Consider the following 21,553-nt stretch of genomic DNA (forward strand, 5'->3'; position numbering starts at 1 on the left):
CAGGTAAGTTCGGGGAAGTGCTGCATGTTAACATGCAGCCATGCTTACGCTCATCGTGCCCGGCCTGATTTGGCCGTATCAGGCGCTTCTCGATCTCACTCGCGGCCTGACTCGTGACCTCACCCATCAACCGGCGCTGCCTGCTTTTTCCACCTTGCTGGGTCGTGGCAAACTTACCCGCTTGCCCCCTTGCACCACGCATCAAGCACTTGCACAGGCACTCGGCCTGGCTGCGCCCGGTTCAACTACACCCTTGCCTGCTGCGGCACTGCGCGGGTTAGCGCTCGGTGCAATCAATACCCATGCCGCAACCGATGTTGCAACCCCTGACACAACGGCCGCTGACGACTGGCTATGCCTGGACCCCGTACATCTGCGCGTTGAGCAAACGCGTTTGCGCGTCGACGACCCGCAGCTTCTCGCCTTAAGTGTGGCAGAAGCCGAAGCACTCGCCGTCTCACTAGCGCCGACTTTTGCAGCCTTGGGCACCTTGCAGGTGCTCACGCCTACCGCGTGGAATCTTCGCCTGCATAAAAGCACGCCCGCGCTCACCTTCGCGCTAGCGCCGCCCTTGCCCGACCACATTGCCCGCGCAGCAATGCCGCTGCCCGCAGGCGTGGCAGCGGCCCCCTGGCGGCACGCCATCAACGAAGCGAACATGCTGCTGCACACGCATCCGATCAATCTGGCACGAGAAGCCGCCGGGCAGCCGCCAGTAAACACCCTCTGGCCGTGGGGAAGCGGCCGCCTGCCAACCGTCGCCACAAATGCCATGCCTCCTCTCGCGGCTTTCTGGGGTAATGATGTGGTTGCCCAAGGCGCAGCATGCTGTCGAAATGTGCCCGCAAAAGCCGCGCCGCCACGCTATGAAAAACTGGCGATCAATAACGCGCTGATGCTGCTTGATAAGCTCGAACTCCCTGCCCGCAGCGGCGATACAGATGCCTGGCGAGCCGAGCTTTTAGAGCTTGAAACCGATTGGTTTGCCCCGCTGCTGGAGTCTCTTCGGCGTGGTCATATCAATCATCTACGCTTGATCGCCCCAGGGGATGCAGCAAGCTTTGCGCTCAACATTCGCCGTCATCATGCCTGGCAATTCTGGCGCTCTGCTGCACCCCTCACTGTACTCGCCGCGCCTTAAAACGCCTGCATTTAAAACGCACATGACACGGACAATCCAAACTAACCAAGCCATCCGCATCACCCAGCGTGACATCCCGCCGCGCGCCACCTGGGTGTTGCAAGAAGCAGGCGTGCACCCATTACTTGCGCGTCTTTACGCCGCACGCGGGGTGCGTGCGAGTGCTGAGCTCGACACCCGCAGCGCCGCCCTGCTGCCGCCTGATCAGCTCAAAGGCGCGACAGAAGCGGCGCACTTGCTGGCAGACGCCATTGCCGCCAAAAAACGCCTGCTGATTGTGGCCGACTACGACTGCGACGGCGCCACCGCCTGTGCCGTGGGTCTACGCGCGCTGCGCATGATGGGTGCCACGGTGAATTATCTGGTGCCCGACCGTTTCAAGCTCGGCTATGGGCTATCCCTCGAAGTGGCAAGGCTGGCGGCAGAACGCCAGCCCGATGTGGTCATCACGGTGGATAACGGCATTGCCAGCATTGAGGGCGTGGCGGAGCTCAAAGCCCGCGGTATCGCGACGCTGATTACCGACCACCATTTACCGGGTGCGGAACTGCCCGCAGCGGATGTCATCGTCAATCCCAACCAACCGGGCTGCACTTTCCCCAGCAAGGCGCTGGCCGGTGTCGGCGTGATGTTTTATGTGGCGCTGGCGCTGCGCGCCGAACTGCGCCAGCGCGGGGCCTTTGCGCAAAGTCAGGAGCCGAATCTTGCCAGCCTGCTGGATCTTGTCGCGCTGGGCACCGTGGCCGACGTGGTCGCGCTGGACCGCAATAACCGGATTCTGGTCACGCAAGGCCTCACCCGTATGCGCGCGGGCCACATGCAGGCCGGTGTGCGGGCCTTATTTACCATTGCCGGACGCGAGCCGGCGCGTGCGGCCACGTTCGACCTGGGCTTCATGCTGGGTCCACGGCTCAATGCGGCGGGTAGGCTGGCCGATATGTCACTGGGCATTGAAGCATTAAGTACGGACGACACGGCCCGCGCCATGAACATCGCGCAGGAATTGGATGCCATCAACCGCGAGCGGCGCGTGATCGAGACCGACATGAAAGAAGATGCCGAGCTGATTCTCGCTTCACTCGAGCCAGCTGACCACGCGAGTATCACCCTCTTTGACCCTGACTGGCATCAAGGCGTCATCGGTATTCTCGCTGGCCGTGTCAAGGAAAAGTTTCATCGCCCGACCTTTGCTTTCGCACGTGGCGTGGAAGGCGAGCTCAAAGCTTCCGGCCGCTCGATACCCGGCCTGCATCTGCGCGATGCGCTGGATCTGGTCAGCAAACGCGTGCCCGGCCTGTTGTTACGTTTCGGCGGCCATGCCGCTGCCGCCGGGCTCACGCTGGAAGAAGATCGCCTGACAGAATTTGAAGAGGCGTTCGAGACTGTCTGCCGCGAACTGATTTCACCCAGCGATCTCACCCGCACACTGGAAACCGATGGCCCGCTGGAAAGCGGCTATTTCTCGCTGGAAGCTGTCCGCCTGATGCAGCAAGAAGTCTGGGGGCAGGCCTTTCCAGCCCCCTTGTTTAACGACACCTTTGAAGTAATCCACCAAAAACTGCTCAAGGATAAACATCTGAAGCTGCGCCTGAAAAAAGGCCACACCCAGTTTGAAGCCATTCAGTTCAATTTTGCCGGCAGCGCACCCAATCTTATTCATGCGGCGTTTCGCCTGGACATCAATGAATGGAATGGCACTCAAACGGTGCAGTTGCTACTGGAACATTTCGAGGCCGCGTGAGCTGTCTTCCGGAGTTTATTTCCACTAGACACCGGAGCGCTATAAACCAGCGCTACAGCTGACCACCACTCGCGATGAGCAAGTCGGCAAATTCCTGTTCGGGCAAGGGTTTCGAAATCAGATAACCCTGAAACTCGTCGCACCCCTGATAGCGCAGAAAATCAAACTGCGCCTGATTTTCCAAGCCTTCGGCCACCACCGTCTTGCGCAAACTCTGGCATAGCGAGATGATGGCGCGGGCAATCATCGCACCATCATCTTCATACTCGATGCCAGTCACCAGAGATTTATCAATCTTGATGATATCGAGAGGGAAGCGCCGGATGTACGAGAGTGACGAATAGCCTGTGCCAAAATCATCCATGACCAAGGCCACACCGAGCTGCTTGAGGCCCTTCAGTATGCTTAATGTACGCCCGCTATCACCGAGAAAAATGCTTTCGGTAATTTCCAGTTCGACGTGCTCAGGCGGCAAACCCGCCTCGCTTATCAGCCTGGCCACATGCTCAACAATCTTGCCATCAAGAAACAGTCGGGGCGAGAGATTGACTGCCACAGTGATGGCATGGCCCGGCGTCTGGCTCCATTTACTCGCAGCGGCAAACGCCTTGCGCAGGATGATCTCGGTCAGCGGCACAATCAGACCAGTCTCTTCTGCAATCGGAATGAAACAATCAGGAGGTACCGTGCCAAAATCTTTGGTATGCCAGCGTGCCAACGCTTCAGCGCCGACGATGCGGCGGCGGTGATCCACCTTGGGCTGAAAGGCGATTGAAAATCCATCCTGCTCGAGCGCTACGCGCATGGCAGCTTCAAGCCGGAGCCGCTCATCCGAGATGCGATTCATCTCGTGGGTGAAAAACTGGAAATTGTTGCGTCCGCGAGCCTTGGCCGCATACATGGCCACGTCGGCATGTTTGAGCAGAGTTGGCGTATCTTCGCCGTCTGTCGGGTACAGCGCAACACCGAGGCTGGCACCAACTTGCCAATCGCGTCCCATCAGCGTGATCGACCGGCTAATCTCCTGCAATATCCGCTCAAGCAAGGAAATGATGGATGCCACCTGATAATGGTCGTTGAGCACCAGCACAAATTCGTCACCCCCCTGCCGTGCCACGGTATCTACAGTACGCAGGCAATTGCGCAAGCGGTGAGCAACTTCAACCAGCAACTCATCGCCCGCCACATGGCCCAGGCTATCGTTGATGAATTTAAAGTTATCCAGATCGATGAACACCAGCGCCAGAAAATAGCCGCGCCGCGCCGCCCGGGAAATGGCCTGCTCGAGACGATCATTAAGTAGATTGCGGTTGGGCAAACCTGTCAGCTGGTCAAAGTTGGCCTGACGCTCAAGCTGTTCCTGATAACTCCTGCGTTCGGTGATGTCCTGCACCGTGCCTTCGTAACAGATGAGTTCCCCCTGCAGACCACGCACACTATGGGCATTTTCCGAAATCCATATTTTCGAACCGTCACGGCGATAGACCTCGGATTCAAAGTTAACCACTTCGCCATGCGCATCCATCAAGCAACGAAATTTTTCGCGCTGTACGGGATCAACGTACAGGCGGCGCTCGATATCCGCAAGATCGGCGATCAGTTCCTCGGGCGACGTGTAGCCATACAAACGGGCCAGGGACATATTGGCCGACAGATAGTGTCCATCGGGCGTGGTCTGGAAAATGCCTTCAGATGCATGCTCGAAGATGTGGCGATAACGCAGTTCTGCGTTCGCCACGGCATCTAGCGCTTGACGACGTTCGCTGACGTCTTCGATAAAACCTTCCAGCACTTGTTCACCGCACTCATCCAGCACGGCCATGCCACGCTCAAGTACCCATTTTTCCTGCCCGGCGCAGGTCAGAATGCGGTACTCCACAGCAAAGTGCCGATTAGCGGCAACCGCCGCTGAGATTTCTTCGCGTACCCGCAACCGATCGTCCGCCAGCGTGATGTCTTCCCATGAAAGCCGTTTGTTATCGACCAGTGCTTCAGGTGCATAGCCAGTCAGATCAAGGCAACCCTGGCTGACAAACCGCATGGTCCATTGCGCATCCAGACGACAGCGATACGCCATCCCATTAAGATTGGCCATCAAGGTGTCGAGCACACGGCTGATATCCAGAGAAAGCGCGGTATTCATGTTGGCAAGATGTGCAGCGGAAGTTTTTTCGGATGATCGTTGGGACATAGCAAAGAAAACATGAAAGACAGTGAGAGCGCAGCAAGTTATGTACCATACTACTGCACCGCACCATGGCACGGTCTTGCGCCAGTCGGCATCAGGTTGGCATTCACCCATGCACCATAACAACACCTCTGCCCCACGATAGGGCGCTATTCTTAAAAGGAGGGATACACAACTACACGTCATGTTGTCCAGACACGGATTCTTGAGTCCTCTTTAGGACAAACCAGCGCCGACTTTTTCTTTCGTCATTAAACAAAGTGCGCTAACCTTGGCGCATATGAGTTACGAATAACTCTCATGGCGTGCATACACTCATCTTCTCTTAGGTGGTTCGCGACATTCGTTGTCGCGGTTGTGGTGCTGACATGCTGTGCCGCTGTTGTTCCGGCAGCGCTAGCTACCACGGCTGCACACGACTCGCCACTGCGCGTGGTGATGGACGACAACTACCCGCCCTATGTCATACGTGATGCCAATGGCGTGGTCGAAGGCTTGCTGATCGATGAGTGGCGGCTGTGGGAAAAAAAGACGGGTATCAAGGTCGACATCACCGCCACCGATTGGGCAAAGGCGCAGCAGATCATGCAAGCGGGCGGTGCCGACGTTATTGACACGATATTTCGCACACCGGCACGCGAGCGACTCTACGACTTCAGCGCTGCGTATGCTGATTTGCCGGTAGGAATTTACACGCATGCCAGTATCGGCGGCATACACAACCCTGCCAGCCTGCATGGCTTTCTGGTCGGTGTCAAAGCCGGTGACGCCTGCATCGACAGGCTAGCCCACTTTGGCATTACCACGCTGAAAACGTATCCCAGCTATCAGGCCGTCGTTGATGCAGCGATTGCCAGCCAGGTACGCGTCTTCTGCATCGACGAGCCGCCAGCCAATTACCTGCTTCATCGTGTGAATGCCGCCGGGAATTTTCGCCTGGCATTTACTCTTTACACCGGCCAGTTTCACCGCGCCGTCCACCAGGGTGATGCGGCCACCCTCGCCCGGATTGAACAGGGCTTTGCCGCAATCAGCTCGACCGAACGCGAAGCGCTCCGCGATAAATGGATGGGCAAGTCGCTGCCCTATGTCATGCAGCGCACCGTGTTCTATGGGCTGGCCATGGCCATTATCACCATACTCTTGCTTGCGCTGTTTATCCTCCTACTACGCCGCCTGGTGCGGCAGCGCACAGCACAACTGGCTGCCTCCCGGTCGCATCTGCAAGCCACCCTGGACGCCTTGCCCGACCTGCTTTTCGAATTGGATGGCGAGGGGCGTTTCCACGACTACCATTCGCCGCGCACGGATTTGCTGGCTGCGCCGCCCGAGCTCTTTCTCGGCAAAACCGTGGACCAGGTGCTGCCTGCCCCAGTCGCCCATCTTGTGCTGGAGGCCATTCAGGAAGCCGGTATTCACGGCTATTCGACAGGCAAGGAGTACGCCCTGAACCTGTCGCAGGGCGAGGTCTGGTTTGGGCTTTCGATGGCTAAAAAACCCATCGCCGGTAAAGCACCGCATTTCATTGCGCTCATCCGCGACATCACAGCACAAAAAACCGGCGAGCAGCAGCTGGCGCGCATGACACAGCTGTATGCTGTACTGAGCCAATGTAATCAGGCGATTGTCCGCTGCCAGAGTGAAGCAGAACTGTTCCCGATCATCTGCCGCGATGCCGTCAACTTCGGTGGCTTCAAAATGGCCTGGATCGGCCGGATAGATGCCGCACGCGAACGCATAGTGCCAGTAGCAAGCTACGGCGACGGGCAAGAATATCTGGCGGATATCGTCATTTCCACACGCGCCGATGATCCCGCTGGCCGGGGACCCACAGGTACAGCCCTACGCAGTGGCGAGCCTTTCTGGTGCCAGGAATTTCAGCATGACCCGATGACCGCTCCCTGGCACGAACGAGGCGCACGTTTCGGCTGGGGTGCTTCCGCCGCACTGCCGTTAACTTGCGATGGCAGCGTTGTCGGCGTGTTTACCCTTTATAGCGAAAAAATCCATGCATTCGATGAGGCAGCACAAAACCTGCTGCTCGAAATGGCGATGGACATCAGTTTTGCACTGCAACGCTTCGCGGATGAAAAGTCGCGGCAGCAGTCTGCTGCGACTATTGAACATCTGGCAAATTACGATCCCCTTACCGGATTGCCCAACCGAGCGCTGTTGCGCGACCGCGTACACCAAGCCATTGCCACTGCCAGCCGCGCCGGTCAGTCCCTGACGGTGATGTTCCTTGATCTCGATCATTTCAAGAACATCAACGATTCACTTGGCCACAGTATGGGTGACAATTTGCTACGTGGTGTGGCAGCACGTCTTCTCAACGAGGTGCGTGAACAGGACACCGTGTCACGCTGGGGCGGCGATGAATTCATCCTGATGTTGCCCGATTGCACGGCTGAAGGCGCCGCCCGCGTCGCCGAAAAACTACTGGTGGCATTTGCTACGCCCTATCAGGTTGCACAACATGAATTGAACACCACGCCTTCCATCGGCATTGCACTCTACCCAGCGGATGGCGACGATTTTGAATCTTTGGCCAAAGCCGCCGATGCGGCGATGTATCGTGCCAAACAAGAAGGACGCAACACGTTTCGTTTCTTTACCACCGCGATGCAAACTCGTTCGCGACGCTTTCTTGAGCTGGAAAACGCCTTGCGCACTGCGCTGAAACGCGACGGATTCTTTCTTCATTATCAACCGCAGTTTGCTGTTGAGGATGGCCGTATGATCGGCGCCGAAGCCCTGGTGCGCTGGCAGCATCCGACGCTGGGGCTGATTGCACCCGGTGAATTCATCGCTATCGCCGAACTGAGCGGGCAGATTCTTCAGCTCGGTGCATGGGTAATGCAGCAAGCGATTCGTCAGGCCAAGGCATGGCAGGATGAGGGCCTGCCAATGATGAGTATTGCCGTCAATCTCTCTGCAGCACAATTCCGCCAGAGCCATCTGGTGCAACAAATAAAGATAATGCTCGACGAGGCGGGGCTGGATGCACACTATCTGGAGCTCGAACTCACCGAAAGCCTGGCGATGGAAGACCCGCAAGCCGCCATTGAAGTGATCGACGCACTGCATGCCGCAGGCATTGTGCTATCCATTGATGATTTCGGCACCGGCTATTCATCACTCGCCTACCTCAAGCGCTTTCGCATCTCCAAACTCAAGATCGACCAGTCTTTTGTGCGCGACATTGCCAGCGACCCGAATGACCGCGCCATCGTCGACGCCATCATCACGATGGCGCACAGTTTGGGCTTCACCACCATCGCCGAAGGCGTCGAGACTGCCGAACAACTGGCGTTCTTGCGCGACCATGGCTGTCACGAAGTGCAGGGCTACTATTTCAGCAAGCCGTTACCAGCTGATGAATTCAAGGCTTTCGCGCGAGCGAAAAGTAGCGTATAAAAGCCTTCGTGCGCCGTCTGGTCAGCGCGCCCCGTGGGAAGTACCCCTGGGGTGCCGACTTTTAAACTTGTACGAACCTGTACGCCTAAACCACATCATCACTGAACCTCAACCAAAGGAAATAGCATGAATCAAGATCGCGCAGCCGGTGCCCTGATCGGGGCGCTCATCGGCGATGCTTTAGGGCTAGGCTGTCACTGGTACTACGACCTTGACGAACTGCGTCGCGATTATGGACATGTGACCGGCTACACCACGCCAAAAGAGAACCGCTATCACGCGGGCATGCAGGCAGGCCAGCTCTCGCAAGCCGGCTTGATCCAGGTCGTGCTGATGCAGTCTGTTGTCAACCAAGGCGGCTATGTCGAAAACGATTTCACCCGTCGTCTCGACGAAGACTTCTTTCCCCAGCTTGACGGCACACCGATGACCGGCCCGGGTGGCTACACCAACCAATCCATGCGTGAAGCCTGGCGCTGCCGCGTGGAACAAAAACTGCCCTGGTCGCAGACCGGCGGCACGGCGGACACTTCCGAATCCGCCGAGCGAGCGATTGTTCTGGCCGCGCTCTACGCCAATGCACCGGGCAAGCTGGCGCACAGCGTCGTAGCCAATTGCCGGCTCACACAAAATGATCCGGCCATCATGGCCATGTCGCTTGCCTATGCTGCCGTGCTCGGCCAGCTCATCAAGGGTGAGAAAATGACCCCCGGTATTTCAATGACGCTCATGAATCTTGTCAAAACGGGCGAGCTGCCTTTTCACTCGGTAACGCAAAAAAATTATGGCGCTCCCCTGCCTGGGCAAGCTGACATTCCACAGGCAGGCAATTTCTCTTCACCAGACGCGCTACTCACGCCGCATTACGCTGCCTTAGCTGCGCTCGACCCGGCTATTCGCATCGAACCCGCATCAAAAGTAGCCACCGTGTATGGCCTGCCGTGCGCGATTTATCATTTGCTGCCCGCCGCGTATTACCTCGCTACCCGCTTTGCTGATGATTTTGAAAGCGCGGTGCTGGCAGCCATCAATGGCGGCGGACAAAACATGTCGCGAGCGATGCTCACGGGTGCCCTGGTGGGTGCGCAGGTTGGGTTATCCGGCATTCCACAAAGGTTTATCGATGGGCTGGAAAACAGCCAAGAACTGGTGGCTCTGGCAAAATCACTGGGCACTCTGGTGCAATAATCCGTTTCGTTTACCGTATCACCAGCGCCGACTTTTAGCTCTGGCCGCGTGTCTTGCGACACGTTTAACTGGCTGGACGCCAGTTAGCCTACGCTGAAAGTCGGGGAAATCTCTGTGCTTTTTGCCATCTTGAGAACGCCGACTTTTAGCTCTGGCCGCGTGTCTTGCGACACGTTTAACTGGCTGGACGCCAGTTAGCCTACGCTGAAAGTCGGGGAAACCTCTGTGCTTTTTGCCATCTTGAGAACGCCGACTTTTCGTTATAGCGTGGGTTTTTGCGGGATAATCGCGTCCTTTGCTTATTTTCACTTTTCGCCGTGTCCCGCTCGATTCAAGAACTCAAAGAACAACTCGCCCGCCGCCGCACCTTCGCCATTATTTCCCACCCCGATGCCGGTAAAACCACGCTGACTGAAAAGCTGCTGTGGTTCGGCGGCGCCATTCAGGTGGCCGGTGAAGTCCGCGCCCGGAAAGCAGCACGCCATGCCACATCCGACTGGATGGAGCTGGAAAAGCAGCGCGGTATTTCGGTCACCAGCTCGGTGATGCAGTTCCCCTATCGCGAGTGCATGATCAATCTGCTGGATACCCCTGGCCACGAGGATTTTTCCGAAGATACGTACCGCACGCTGACTGCGGTAGATTCCGCCGTCATGGTGATCGATTCGGTCAATGGCGTCGAAGCCCAGACCATCAAGCTGCTGGGCGTATGCCGCCTGCGCGACACGCCCATCCTCACCTTTATCAACAAGCTCGACCGCGAAGGACGCCCGCCGATCGAACTGCTCGACGAAATTGAAGAGGTGCTCAAAATCCAATGCGCACCGATGACCTGGCCGATCAGCATGGGCAAACGCTTTCGCGGCGTGTATCACCTGTATGACGACACCATCGCGTTCTTCGATCCGCAGGCAGAAAAAGGCACGGCGGAGATCATTCAAGGCATTAACAACCCGCGCCTCGATGAACTCATCCCCGACCAAGTGGATGAGATGCGCAGTGAAGTCGAACTCGTGCGTGGCGCATCGCACACGTTTGATCGTGCAGCCTATCTTGCGGGCAAGCAGACACCCGTGTTCTTCGGCTCGGCGTCTAACAATTTTGGCGTGCAATCGCTGCTTGATGCCGTGGTTGACCTCTCGCCGCCACCGCAACCGCGTGATGCGATTGTTGGTAACTCGGTTGGCAACTCGGTTGACAAGCTCACCCGCACCGTGACGCCGGACGAAGAAAAGTTCTCCGGCTTCGTGTTCAAGATTCAAGCCAATATGGACCCCAAACACCGCGACCGCATCGCCTTTGTGCGTGTGTGTTCCGGCAAGTTTGAACGCGGCATCAAGTTAAAGCAGCGTTCCACCGGCAAGACGCTGGCAATCAATAACGCCATCACCTTCATGGCGCAAGACCGCAACACCACGGATGAAGCCTGGCCGGGCGATATTCTCGGCATTCCGAATCATGGTACGGTCGTGCTGGGCGATGCGTTTAGCGAAGACGAAGATATCCAGTTCACCGGCATCCCCTGCTTTGCGCCGGAACATTTTCGCCGCGCCCAGATTCGTAATCCGATGAAAATGAAACAACTGCAAAAAGGCTTGCAGCAGTTGGCCGAAGAGGGCGCAACTCAACTTTTCCGGCCGATTCACAGCAATGATCTGATTCTCGGCGCGGTCGGCACGCTGCAATTTGATGTCGTTGCTCACCGGCTGGAATTTGAATACGGCGTGGATTGCTTTTTTGAACCCTACAACGTCTCCACCGCGCGCTGGCTGCGAGGGGACGCCGCCATGATTCAGCAACTGGCCGAAAAATCCGGTGTCAATGTAGCGCTCGATGGGGCGGGTGATTATGTCTATCTCGCGCCGAACCGCGTGAACCTGAACATGACGAGGGAAAAGTATCCGGATATCGTTTTCCTCGAAACCCGTGAGATACATTAAAACCGCGCTGGCGGCTTATTGACTACGCTTATTCAGCAAACCAACTATCCAGCTCGGCGGTTTTGAGTTCTTCCACCGTGTACTCGGTAAATACACGATAAGCCGTCCAGTGCGAAATTTTGTCCTGTAGCGTCAGCCCTTCGTTACCCTTGGCAAGGGCTGCTTGCTGCTGATACGCCGCCAGCTTGTCATCCGCATAAGCAGCGCAACGCTGTAAAAATTCGCTGACGATCCGTTTTTTTTCTTCGGTAGAAACAGGCATGTTTGCTCCTTTGTTTAGTTTAGGGGAACGCCTTTCAAACGCTGCACTTTTTGATACGCGCCCAGCAATCGTTGGTGCATCTCACTGCCTTCCATATTGGCACCCAGCGTATTCAGGCCAAAGAACGGCTGCTCGCGACGGACTAGTGCAGTGGCTTGGCGCAATGTCGGCTCGCCAAACAGTAAGCTGAGGGTCTCGTTATACTGGCCAACATCGCGTTCTGCATCATCGAGTTGCAGCAGGTTTTCGATACAGCGATAGACCCGGCGACGTTGCTCGCTGAGTACGCCAAACTGACCGATCCATGCACAGCCTTCCAGCACCACCTCCTCGTCACCAACCGCCAGGCCGAGCAATGTCTTGAGTTCGCCCACACGCAAGTCGGCCCATGCCGTGTCGGCGTCCGCAGCCAACCCGATGAGCGTGGTAATCGGCAACTCTTCGGCCAGATCGAGTTGGGCAAAGGTGTCGAGCAAGGTTTGGCATTCAGTCTGAGTCAGCTCGTTCAGGCGCAAAATCGCAGGACGCACCAGATTGCCAACGGTGTTGTTTTCCCACTGCAACTCTTCAATCGGATAAATCTCCGACATGCCCGGCACAAACATGCGGCAAGCGTAAACGCCCAGATGCGTGAAATCGGCGACAAAGATGTCATGGCCGCTGGCATGAATGCGATCCACCGACCACTGGTAATCCTCCGCCGTGGTGTTGGAAAAATTCCAATCGACGAATTCAAAATCGGGTGTATCTCGCAGAAACTCCCAGCTGATGACGCCGCTGGAATCGACAAAGTGGATTTCCAGATTTTGCGCGTCCGCAATCTCATCCTGATCAAACCCGGGCGCAGGAAAGTCGCCCAGGGAATCCAGTGCCCGGCCCTGCAACAGTTCGGTCAGCGCACGTTCCAGCGCCACTTCAAAGCGCGGATGCGCCCCGAAGCTGGCAAACACGCCCTGATCTTGCGGATGCAGCAAGGTCACATTCATCACGGGATACTCGCCACCGAGCGACGCATCCTTGACCAGAATGCCAAAGCCCGCCGCACGCAAGCCGTGTATTCCGGCGGCAATGCGCGGGTAGCGATTGATCACCGCTTCCGGCACGTCCGGCAGGCAAAGGCCATCACGAATAATGCGAAACTTGATGTCGCGCTCAAAAATTTCTGACAACGCCTGTGTGCGTGCTTCCATCAGCGTGTTGCCCGCCGACATGCCGTTGCTCACATACAGGTTGCCGATCAGATTGACCGGATACAGTACCGTCTGACCATCGCGCAAACGCGTATAGGGAATCGTGCAAATGCCACGTTCCGCGTTGCCGGAATTAAGATCGATCAGTTGTTCGGCATGCACTGCCTTTTCGGGGTTGTAAAACGCCTGCAACTCGGGCGTAAGGATACCTTTCGGCCAGGCCTTACCCTTGACCGGAAACCATTGTTCATTCGGATAATGCACAAAGTCATTCTTGGCCACGGTGCCGCCCAGATAGAAGTGAGTCCAGAAATAATTGGTGCTGAGGCGCTCGAAAAACTCACCCAGCGCACTGGCGCGTGCCGCCAGCTCGGACCCCCCTTTGCCATTGCTGAACAAGCGCGTGCAATCGCGGTCGGTGACATGCACCGACCAGATGTTTTCAATCTCATTGAGCCACGAACGCTCGATGACGTGAAAGCCGATCGACTCGAGTTTGCCCAGGAGTGTAGAAATAGACGACTCCAGCGAAGCGTCCTTGCTGGGAATAAATGTTTCAGACATGTGCGGCGATCTTTTAGGTGAATTTTCTGTTGGTTTGATGAATTGATTCGGATTGAACAAGGTTAGACACGATTGTCGCCGCACCCCAAGGGTACTTTCCAGAGACGGCTCTGCATTTCCTGCGGTCAGATTCAAAGCTCCGCAGCGTGTCACCAGCGCCGACTTTTTTTTCAAAAGACGAAACCGTGGTCTCCCCCTTATTTTTTTCGCCCCATTTTTGTTTGTGATGTCCAACCGTGAAGTTAAGTGGCGCACCGCTTTTGGCGCGTCCCGCTTGAACGAGGGGGTAGGTTGGGCGATGGTTCCACAAGGCGCCCTGTAACGTACTTGTGGAGGACACTCGCCATTAACGTCTGATAAGGAATTGCTTCCTCTGCGGCCTTTGCTTGAATGTCGTCAAGGTCTCGGGAAGAGATGCGAATGTTGACCCGCTTGTTTTTGGCCAATGCCGCAGAGGCGATTGCTGCAAAGCGTGCAATTTCACTTTTGAGTTTCGGGACGGACTTCCACTCCCCTCTTTCAAAGGAGGCTAGAATTTCTTCCTCAAGTTTGCTTTCTTTGTCCATTTTAATTTTCCTCTGCTAAGTATTGGCGTGTCGCTTTCCGACTTGGGATAATCGTTTTGAGAAATACCTCATTTTCTGTCTCTACAAACGGTACCAGATAGGCATAGCCACGAATGCGAACCACAAACATACGTTGGTTCGGGTATTGGTCTGTGTTCGGATGGTCTAGCACAACAAGAAGACCACCATTCGACATAGCCGATAGCACCTTTATTGAATAAAGCTCAAGTACCGGATGATGCGCTCTTACATGAAGTAGCCATCTTATTTGACGCTTTATAAAGCATCAAACTTGATGGTATAGATCATAAAAAATGATTAAAGCCTTTTAAAATCATCATTCCCATGATTTTTAGTAGCTCCTGAAATCACCCTGTTAAATCGTCTTGCCGACTTCCCACGCTTATTGAATCAGGCACGTAAAGTCGTTTGCGACGTTACAGCACCCGAACCAGACAAGCGTAAAAGTCGGCGTTGGTGAGACGGCAGCAAACAAGGGAATGATACCAACTAAAGGTATCGGCATCGGAATAGTTCCGAACTAACCGCCATGCCGCGCGCGCACGAACGCGGCATGAGCAACGAGTGACCATTGCCCATGCCGCAGTTTCTCAGTTTCGCAGTTTCTATGTGTGCGAGTTACTTTTTATCGGGCGATGCACCATCAGGAGTAGTCATCGACTCATGCGATTCCATGCGCTGCTCGTGATGTTGCTTCATGCGCTCTTTCATTTTCTCCCGCATCTCTGCCTTTTTTGCTTCACAGGCTTTCGGATCAGCTGCGCATTGCTTCTGCATTGCTTCGTGGCGGGCCTTCATCTTCGCGCACTGCTCGGGATTCTCTGCGCATAGCTTCTCACGCATTTTTTCCCGATGTTCCTGCCGTATTTCCTTGCAGCGCGCAGGCTCTTTTTCGCAGGCGGCACGCACTTCCTCGTGTTCCTTTTTCATGCGCTCCTTCATTTCGGCGCATTTTTGCGGATTGGCTTCACAATGCTTTTTCATTTCCTCACGCATTTCGCCTCGGTGCATACCGGGCCCATGGGTAACGTTTGCAGCATCCTCGGCATGAGCAGCCGCCATGCCAAACGAGCCCAGTGACATGAATGCAGCCATCATCAAATAACGAACGTTCATTTGTATCTCCTTTGATTAAAAAACGAAACCCGGCAGACAAAGCATCTGCGAGGCACCTACAGACTTCGCATCATGCCGCAGAGTTGTAAGCAAAGAAACCAGAGAATCAACAAAAGTGTAAAGCCATGTTTCTTGCCCATCGCCGCACCCCAAGGTACTTGCTGCGCGCCATCTCACCAGCATCGACTTTTACGCCAGCGGACGTCATACAGGCGGGCATGTCTATCGTCGAGTAGCAATTTGCTTCATAATCCGCCCTCGTAACCGCATGGCTTCTCCCTTTGGAACATCGCAAAGAAATCAAAATGTCGATTTACCTGACGCGCTTCAATCGGGACAAGGCGCTAGAAACCAGCTTGCACATCGTCGGACATCTTCGCAATCCTTTCTGGACATGACCACAACACCTGATCAAATTGATATGTGGCGCAAGTCTCGTTCCGAGACCCAGCGTCTGGAATTCAAGGAAGCAAAGACCCAATTCGACAACCACAAGCTGTATGAATATTGCGTTGCCCTTGCCAATGAAGGTGGCGGATTGTTCTTGCTCGGCATTGCCAACAAGCCGCCGCGTCCCGTGGTAGGCACACAGGCATTTAATGACCCGGTTGCCATGGCCGAAAAATTGTTTCAGGCCGTTGGTTTCAGAGTGGACATCGAAGAAGTTGCGCATCCCGATGGCCGAGTGCTGGTTTTTCACATCCCCTCGCGCCTCCGCGGAACGGCATACCATCTCGATGGCAAGTATCTGATGCGCTCCGGCGAGGCATTGGTGCCAATGAGCGAAGACCAGTTACGTAAAATTTTTGCCGAAGGTGGGCCGGATTGGCTGGAAGAACATTCAAAGGTCGGGCTTGATGCGCAGCAAGTGGTTGAACTGCTCGACACGCAAACCTTTTTCGAATTGCTCAAGCTGCCCTACCCTACGGAACAGACAGGTGTTATCGACCGCCTGCTGAGCGAAAGGCTGATCGACGAATCCAACGGCACTTACGCTATCCGGCGTTTATGTGTCCTGTTGCTGGCCAAACGTCTGGATGACTTCCCCGACCTTGCCCGCAAAGCGCCGCGCGTCGTGGTGTATGTCGGCACATCCAAACTGGATACGCGACTCGATCAGCCAGGCACTAAAGGATATGCAGTCGGCTTTCAGGGGCTGGTTCGTTTCGTGATGAACCAATTACCGCAGAACGAGATTATCGAAGACGCGCTGCGCAAGGAAGTGAAACTGGTTCCGGAAATCGTCATCCGCGAGTTGGTAGCCAATGCCTTGATCCACCAAGACATGCGCATCACCGGGGCGTCCGTGATGGTGGAAATATATGACAACCGTGTCGAAATCTCCAACCCCGGCGAACCGGTAGTGCCAATAGAGCGGTTTATCGATGGTTATCAGTCCCGCAATGAACGCCTTGCCGATCTGATGCGGCGGATGGGTATCTGCGCAGAAAAGAGCAGTGGAATCGACCGAGTCGTGCAGGCTGCCGAGGTATATCAGTTGCCGGCACCCAATTTCCGGGTGAGTCACAAGCGTACGGTAGTTATTCTCTTCGGGCCAAGCCCCTTGGAGAATATGGATCGTGATGATCGCATCCGAGCCTGCTACCAGCACCGCGCCTTAAAGTGGGTCATGTCGGAACGAATGACCAACCAGTCGCTGCGCGAGCGATTTCATCTTTCGGAGTCCAAGAGCGCCATCATCTCGCAGATCATTTCTGCCACGATTGAGGCGGGGATGATCAAGCTGGATGAAAAGGTTGGCGGTTCGCGGAAGTACGCACGCTACCTGCCATTCTGGGCGTAATTCTTATTTAAGCGACAAACCACGAACAACCGAGTTGTGATGCTAACCAACGGAAAACAAAAAGAATTCTTATTTAAGCGCTTGCCCGTGCCACCACATGCAGGAGGGTTGCTGCCTCGAGAAGCCAGCTTTGGAAACGTTGACCCATGCCCACGCTAGACTGGCTTAACCGCACCGAGGCGCTGACCATTGCTGACAAAACGCCCTACCGCGTGCTCGAACCTGTCGCCGACTATGGCGACAACTCCGGTGAAAACCATGCCGACAACCTGCTGATCCAGGGCGACAACCTGGATGCCTTGAAAGCCCTGCTGCCGTTTTATCGCGGCCGCGTGAAGTGCATTTTCATCGACCCGCCGTACAACACGAAAAGCGCGTTCGAACATTACGACGACAACCTCGAACACAGCCAGTGGCTGTCCATGATGACCCCACGCCTCACGCTACTGCGCGAATTGCTGGCCGAGGACGGCTCGATCTGGGTGACCATCGACGACAACGAAGGGCACTACCTGAAGGTGTTGATGGACGAGGTGTTTGGGCGAAGGAATTTTGTAGCGAATGTGGTTTGGCAGAAAAAATACGCTGTAGCCAGTGATGCAAAAGGCTTCTCAGACTTTCATGACCACCTTTTCGTTTATACAAAAAACGGACTGTTTGAGCGAAATTTGTTACCACGTTCTGATAAGCAAGATTCGCTCTACAAGCACGACGACAACGACGGTAATGGACCTTGGCGAACCGACAACCTTTCGGTAAAAACTTACTCTGAAAACTACGACTACCCCCTCGTGAACCCAAAAACGGGCAAGGAATACTGGCCACCCAAGGGGCGATGTTGGTACACATCACGTGACAAGATGGCACTGCTACTCGCAAATAACGGAATCTATTTTGGAAAAGACGGCTTGGGCGCACCCCAACTCAAGCGTTACCTTGCGCGAGTGCAAAGTGGGGTTGTGCCTTCTACATGGTGGACACATGAGGATGCCGGGCACAACGACGAGTCAAGAAAAGAAAGTAAGGTTCTTTTTACAACAGAAGACCCTTTTTCGACACCAAAACCTGAACGCTTGTTGCAACGCATCCTCTACATTGCCACCAACCCCAACGACCTCATTCTCGACAGTTTTCTCGGTTCTGGCACCACGGCGGCCGTGGCGCACAAGATGGGGCGGCGCTGGATCGGCATCGAGATGGGCGAGCATGCGGTGACGCATTGCATCCCGCGTTTGCAAAAAGTTGTCACCGGGGAACAAGGCGGCATCTCGCCGGCGGTGAATTGGCAGGGCGGCGGCGGCTTTCGCTTCATGCGCCTGGGCGAGCCAATGTTCACGGCCGAGGGCAGCATCCATCCGGCGGTGCGCTTTAATACCCTGGCGAGTTTTGTCTGGATGCAGGAAACCGGCCGCGCCAGCAGCGGGCCGTGGACGGTGCCCTTGCTCGGCATGCATGAGGGCTGCGCGATTTATCTGCTGTTCAATGGCATCCTCGGCGATAAACGTCCAGCATCGGGCAATGTACTGACCAATGAGGTGCTGGCGGCCATTGATCGCCTCTGCCCGCATGAGGGGCCAAAGCTCATTTACGGCGAAGCCTGCCGCCTGGGTGCGGCGCGACTGGCAGCGGCGGGCGTGACGTTCAAACACATTCCTTACGATGTGAAGGCGCGATAACCATGGCCGACCTGCTGCTCAAGAGTTACCAGTCCACCGCGCTGTCGGCGCTGTCCGGCTTTTTGCGTGAGGCGACTCAGGTTGGCGCGGCCAGTGCCTTTCTCCAACAGGCGGGCAGCCCGTATCAGACGGCGGCCTTTGGCGAGATTCCCTGCGTGTGTTTGCGCATCCCCACCGGCGGCGGCAAGACGCTGCTGGCGGCGCACGCCATCGTGCGCATGGCGCGCGAATGGCAGGCGAACGATGCACCCGTGGCGGTGTGGCTGGTGCCCTCCGACGCGATTCGTGCGCAGACACTCACCGCCTTGCAAACGCCGGGGCATCCCTACCGCACGGCGCTGGAAGCAGCCTACGGCCAGCGTTTGCAGGTGTGCGACCTTGACCGCGTGAGCACACTCTCGCCCACCGATTGGGGACGGCACACGATCGTGGTGGTGGCGACGATCCAGAGCTTCCGCGTGGAGCAGACCGACACGCGCAACGTGTATGCGTTCTCGGAATCGTTCGAGCGGCACTTCAAATCGCTACCGGCCGAAAAACTGGCGCAACTCGCCACCGTGCCGGATGCGTTTGTGCGGGCGGAGGATGTGACCGAAGCTAATGCCATGCTGCAAGCCTACGTCGGGCAGCCGCGCTATTCGCTGGCCAACTGGCTGGCGCTGAATCATCCGTTGATCGTGGTGGATGAAGCACACAACACGCGAACGGAGAAAAGCTTTGTCGCGTTAAAGCGCCTGAACCCTTCCGCGATTCTGGAACTGACCGCCACGCCCTTGCCGCACCAGAGCAATGTGCTGTATCACGTCTCGGCGCAGGAGTTGCAGGCAGAAGACATGATCAAGCTGCCGATCACGTTGCGCGAGCACCCGGAAGGCTGGCAAGCGGCAGTGTTTGGTGCAGTGCAGACGCGCCAGTGGCTGGAGACCGAGGCGCAACAAGCACAGGCGGCGGGTGACACTTATGTGCGGCCGATTGTGCTGTTCCAGGCGCAGAACGTGAATGATGCCGTGCCGCCGGACGTGTTGCGGCAACATCTGATCAACGAGCTGCACATACCCGAAGAGCAGATTGCCATCGCCACCGGCAGCCAGCGCGATCTGGCGGGCGTGGATGTGTCCTCGCCTGCTTCGCCACTGCGCTACATCATCACGGTGCAGGCGTTGCGCGAAGGCTGGGATTGCCCGTTTGCCTACGTGTTATGTTCGCTGCAACCGCTCTCCTCCGCCACGGCGGTAGAGCAGTTGCTGGGGCGGGTGTTGCGCATGCCGTATGCGCAGCGGCGCAGGCGTGAGCCGCTCAACCACGCTTATGCGCATGTATGCGAGGCCACCTTTGCCCATGCCGCAACCGCGCTGGTGGACAGGCTGGTCTCCAACATGGGCTTCGAGGCGCTGGATGTGGCGTCAATGATTGCACCACAAATGCCATTGTTCAACGCCGTGTCACCAGCGCCAGCGCTGTGCGTCCCTTCGGGAACTTTTTTGCCACCGGTGACAACGGTATTGGAAGTCTCCAATGCTGCCGGGTTGCAACATGCGGCGGGTGTGACCGTCGCGCCCGCGCCAAATGGCAAAGGTTCGCTGGTGACCATCACCGGCCACGTGGACGAGACGGTTGAAAAATTATTGCTGGCGACTGAGCGCAGCGAAAAGAAACAAGACCTGATTCGTCAGAAAGTAACGCAACACAACGCCGTGGTGGCCGCAGAGACCGCGCCTTCGATGCGCGGCGTGCCTTTTGCTCCGGTGCCGCCGCTGGGCTACCGCGCCGATGCGCAAGCGCCGCTGTTCCCGCTGGAGCGGGAAGCGGTGCTGGAAAGTGTGGATTTGAACCTGCTGGCGCAGCCGGTTTCGCTGCCGGGGTTTCAGGTGGTGGAATCGGACAACGCGTTTGAGATTTATGTCGATGAGGCTCGGCGAGTCAAAATGCGTGCGGCGGATGTCGGGCAACTTGCGCTGGATGCGGTCAATGTCCATATCACCGCGGATGATCTGGTGCGCTGGCTGAATCGCGAGGTGCGCCAGTCGGATATCGTGCAAGCGCATCTGCTGGCCTATCTGACGGCCGTGGTGAATTACCTGCTCTTTGACCAGCGCGCTTCGCTCAATACGCTGGCGCGCATGCGCTTTGTGCTGGCGCGGCGCATCGAGGCGCAAATTGCCGACCTGCGCGAAGCCGCCGCCAAGGTGCAGTTTCAGCAACGGGTGCTGGATGGTGCCTGGCAGGTCGAGCCGGACTGGTCGCAACCCTTCCGTTTCGAGCCGGGCAGCTACCCCGCCCCCGCAAGTAGCCGTTATGCCGGGCGTTGGGAATTCAAGAAGCACTATTACCCCGTCATTGCCGATTTGAAAGACAAGGGCGAGGAGTTCGAATGCGCGCGCCTGATTGATCGGCATCCGCAGGTCAAGCAGTGGGTACGCAATCTGGATCAGGCGCCGTTCGGCTTCTGGTTGCCGACAGCGCGTGGCCGCTTCTTTCCCGACTTCATTATCGAGCTGATGGATGGACGGATTGCGGTGATCGAGTACAAGGGTGCGCATTTGCGCAACGACCCTTACGAGATAGAAAAACGGAAAGTCGGCGAGCTGTGGGCGGCAAACAGCCAGAGCCGGTGCATCTTTCAATGTGTGTTTCTCGAAGACAACGGACGGACGATGGAGCAGCAGGTAGACCAGGCACTGCAGCCGCGTACGTAACGCCTTCCGCACACATTACCCTTCTAAAAACAGGGGAATGACA

13 protein-coding genes are annotated in these 21,553 nt (G+C 56.4%); 8 read left to right on the forward strand and 5 right to left on the reverse strand.

Features of this window, described 5'->3' with window-relative positions; translation table 11 throughout:
- The first annotated feature begins 40 nt into the window (after positions 1-40).
- Together PG1C_RS07995 and recJ are read left to right on the forward strand one after the other, a co-directional pair.
- Positions 41-1,141: a hypothetical protein gene (locus PG1C_RS07995; protein WP_202634304.1), complete on the forward strand. Its 1,101-nt coding sequence runs from the start codon at positions 41-43 to the stop codon at positions 1,139-1,141.
- Positions 1,142-1,163: 22 nt separating this feature from the next.
- Positions 1,164-2,882: a single-stranded-DNA-specific exonuclease RecJ gene (gene recJ, locus PG1C_RS08000; RefSeq protein ID WP_202634305.1), complete on the forward strand. Its 1,719-nt coding sequence runs from the start codon at positions 1,164-1,166 to the stop codon at positions 2,880-2,882.
- 52 nt (positions 2,883-2,934) lie between these two features.
- Here the strand turns inward: recJ and PG1C_RS08005 are convergent, their stop codons facing one another.
- The gene (locus PG1C_RS08005) at positions 2,935-5,025 is read right to left on the reverse strand and encodes a putative bifunctional diguanylate cyclase/phosphodiesterase (RefSeq protein ID WP_202634306.1); all 2,091 of its coding nucleotides are present in this window, start codon (positions 5,023-5,025) and stop codon (positions 2,935-2,937) included.
- 345 nt (positions 5,026-5,370) lie between these two features.
- On the opposite strand from PG1C_RS08005, the gene PG1C_RS08010 reads away from it, so the two are divergent.
- The 3 genes from PG1C_RS08010 (at position 5,371) to PG1C_RS08020 (ending at position 11,615) form a co-directional block, all read left to right on the forward strand.
- Positions 5,371-8,487, forward strand: a complete 3,117-nt coding sequence (locus tag PG1C_RS08010; protein ID WP_202634307.1) for an EAL domain-containing protein — start codon at positions 5,371-5,373, stop codon at positions 8,485-8,487.
- Between the two features lie 126 nt (positions 8,488-8,613).
- On the forward strand, positions 8,614-9,675 hold the full coding sequence (locus PG1C_RS08015; protein WP_202634308.1) for an ADP-ribosylglycohydrolase family protein: 1,062 nt from the start codon (positions 8,614-8,616) through the stop codon (positions 9,673-9,675).
- 317 nt (positions 9,676-9,992) lie between these two features.
- A complete protein-coding gene (locus PG1C_RS08020; RefSeq protein WP_237218110.1) occupies positions 9,993-11,615 on the forward strand; it encodes a peptide chain release factor 3 in 1,623 nt (540 codons plus the stop codon).
- A 28-nt stretch (positions 11,616-11,643) separates the two neighbouring features.
- Here PG1C_RS08020 and PG1C_RS08025 read toward each other — a convergent pair whose 3' ends face one another.
- From PG1C_RS08025 to PG1C_RS08040, 4 genes are all read right to left on the reverse strand, one after another.
- Positions 11,644-11,877 carry a hypothetical protein gene (locus PG1C_RS08025; RefSeq protein WP_202634309.1) on the reverse strand — a complete coding sequence of 78 codons (234 nt, stop codon included), beginning with the start codon at positions 11,875-11,877 and terminating at the stop codon, positions 11,644-11,646.
- Between the two features lie 14 nt (positions 11,878-11,891).
- Positions 11,892-13,631 carry a 30S ribosomal protein S12 methylthiotransferase accessory factor YcaO gene (ycaO, locus tag PG1C_RS08030; RefSeq protein WP_202634310.1) on the reverse strand — a complete coding sequence of 580 codons (1,740 nt, stop codon included), beginning with the start codon at positions 13,629-13,631 and terminating at the stop codon, positions 11,892-11,894.
- A 242-nt stretch (positions 13,632-13,873) separates the two neighbouring features.
- Positions 13,874-14,197, reverse strand: a complete 324-nt coding sequence (locus tag PG1C_RS08035; protein ID WP_202634311.1) for a hypothetical protein — start codon at positions 14,195-14,197, stop codon at positions 13,874-13,876.
- Positions 14,198-14,836: 639 nt separating this feature from the next.
- Positions 14,837-15,319: a hypothetical protein gene (locus PG1C_RS08040; protein WP_202634312.1), complete on the reverse strand. Its 483-nt coding sequence runs from the start codon at positions 15,317-15,319 to the stop codon at positions 14,837-14,839.
- A gap of 409 nt (positions 15,320-15,728) precedes the next feature.
- On the opposite strand from PG1C_RS08040, the gene PG1C_RS08045 reads away from it, so the two are divergent.
- From PG1C_RS08045 to PG1C_RS08055, 3 genes are all read left to right on the forward strand, one after another.
- Complete coding sequence (locus PG1C_RS08045; RefSeq protein WP_202634313.1) at positions 15,729-17,138, forward strand: ATP-binding protein; 1,410 nt, start codon at positions 15,729-15,731, stop codon at positions 17,136-17,138.
- Between the two features lie 146 nt (positions 17,139-17,284).
- A complete protein-coding gene (locus PG1C_RS08050) occupies positions 17,285-18,814 on the forward strand; it encodes a site-specific DNA-methyltransferase (protein ID WP_202634314.1) in 1,530 nt (509 codons plus the stop codon).
- Between the two features lie 2 nt (positions 18,815-18,816).
- Positions 18,817-21,510 carry a DEAD/DEAH box helicase gene (locus tag PG1C_RS08055; RefSeq protein WP_202634315.1) on the forward strand — a complete coding sequence of 898 codons (2,694 nt, stop codon included), beginning with the start codon at positions 18,817-18,819 and terminating at the stop codon, positions 21,508-21,510.
- Positions 21,511-21,553 lie beyond the last annotated feature (43 nt).

It is taken from the genome of Rugosibacter aromaticivorans (genome assembly GCF_000934545.1).
Classification (GTDB): domain Bacteria; phylum Pseudomonadota; class Gammaproteobacteria; order Burkholderiales; family Rhodocyclaceae; genus Rugosibacter; species Rugosibacter aromaticivorans.

Bases quoted from the DNA above. Each gene is read 5' to 3' on its own strand.
- PG1C_RS08025 (WP_202634309.1), bottom strand. From the start codon at position 11,877: ATGCCTGTTTCTACCGAAGAAAAAAAACGGATCGTCAGCGAATTTTTA.
- PG1C_RS08050 (WP_202634314.1), top strand. From the start codon at position 17,285: ATGCCCACGCTAGACTGGCTTAACCGCACCGAGGCGCTGACCATTGCT.
- PG1C_RS08035 (WP_202634311.1), bottom strand. From the start codon at position 14,197: ATGGACAAAGAAAGCAAACTTGAGGAAGAAATTCTAGCCTCCTTTGAA.
- PG1C_RS08055 (WP_202634315.1), top strand. From the start codon at position 18,817: ATGGCCGACCTGCTGCTCAAGAGTTACCAGTCCACCGCGCTGTCGGCG.
- PG1C_RS08045 (WP_202634313.1), top strand. From the start codon at position 15,729: ATGACCACAACACCTGATCAAATTGATATGTGGCGCAAGTCTCGTTCC.
- ycaO (WP_202634310.1), bottom strand. From the start codon at position 13,631: ATGTCTGAAACATTTATTCCCAGCAAGGACGCTTCGCTGGAGTCGTCT.
- recJ (WP_202634305.1), top strand. From the start codon at position 1,164: ATGACACGGACAATCCAAACTAACCAAGCCATCCGCATCACCCAGCGT.
- PG1C_RS08010 (WP_202634307.1), top strand. From the start codon at position 5,371: ATGGCGTGCATACACTCATCTTCTCTTAGGTGGTTCGCGACATTCGTT.
- PG1C_RS08005 (WP_202634306.1), bottom strand. From the start codon at position 5,025: ATGAATACCGCGCTTTCTCTGGATATCAGCCGTGTGCTCGACACCTTG.
- PG1C_RS07995 (WP_202634304.1), top strand. From the start codon at position 41: ATGCTTACGCTCATCGTGCCCGGCCTGATTTGGCCGTATCAGGCGCTT.
- PG1C_RS08015 (WP_202634308.1), top strand. From the start codon at position 8,614: ATGAATCAAGATCGCGCAGCCGGTGCCCTGATCGGGGCGCTCATCGGC.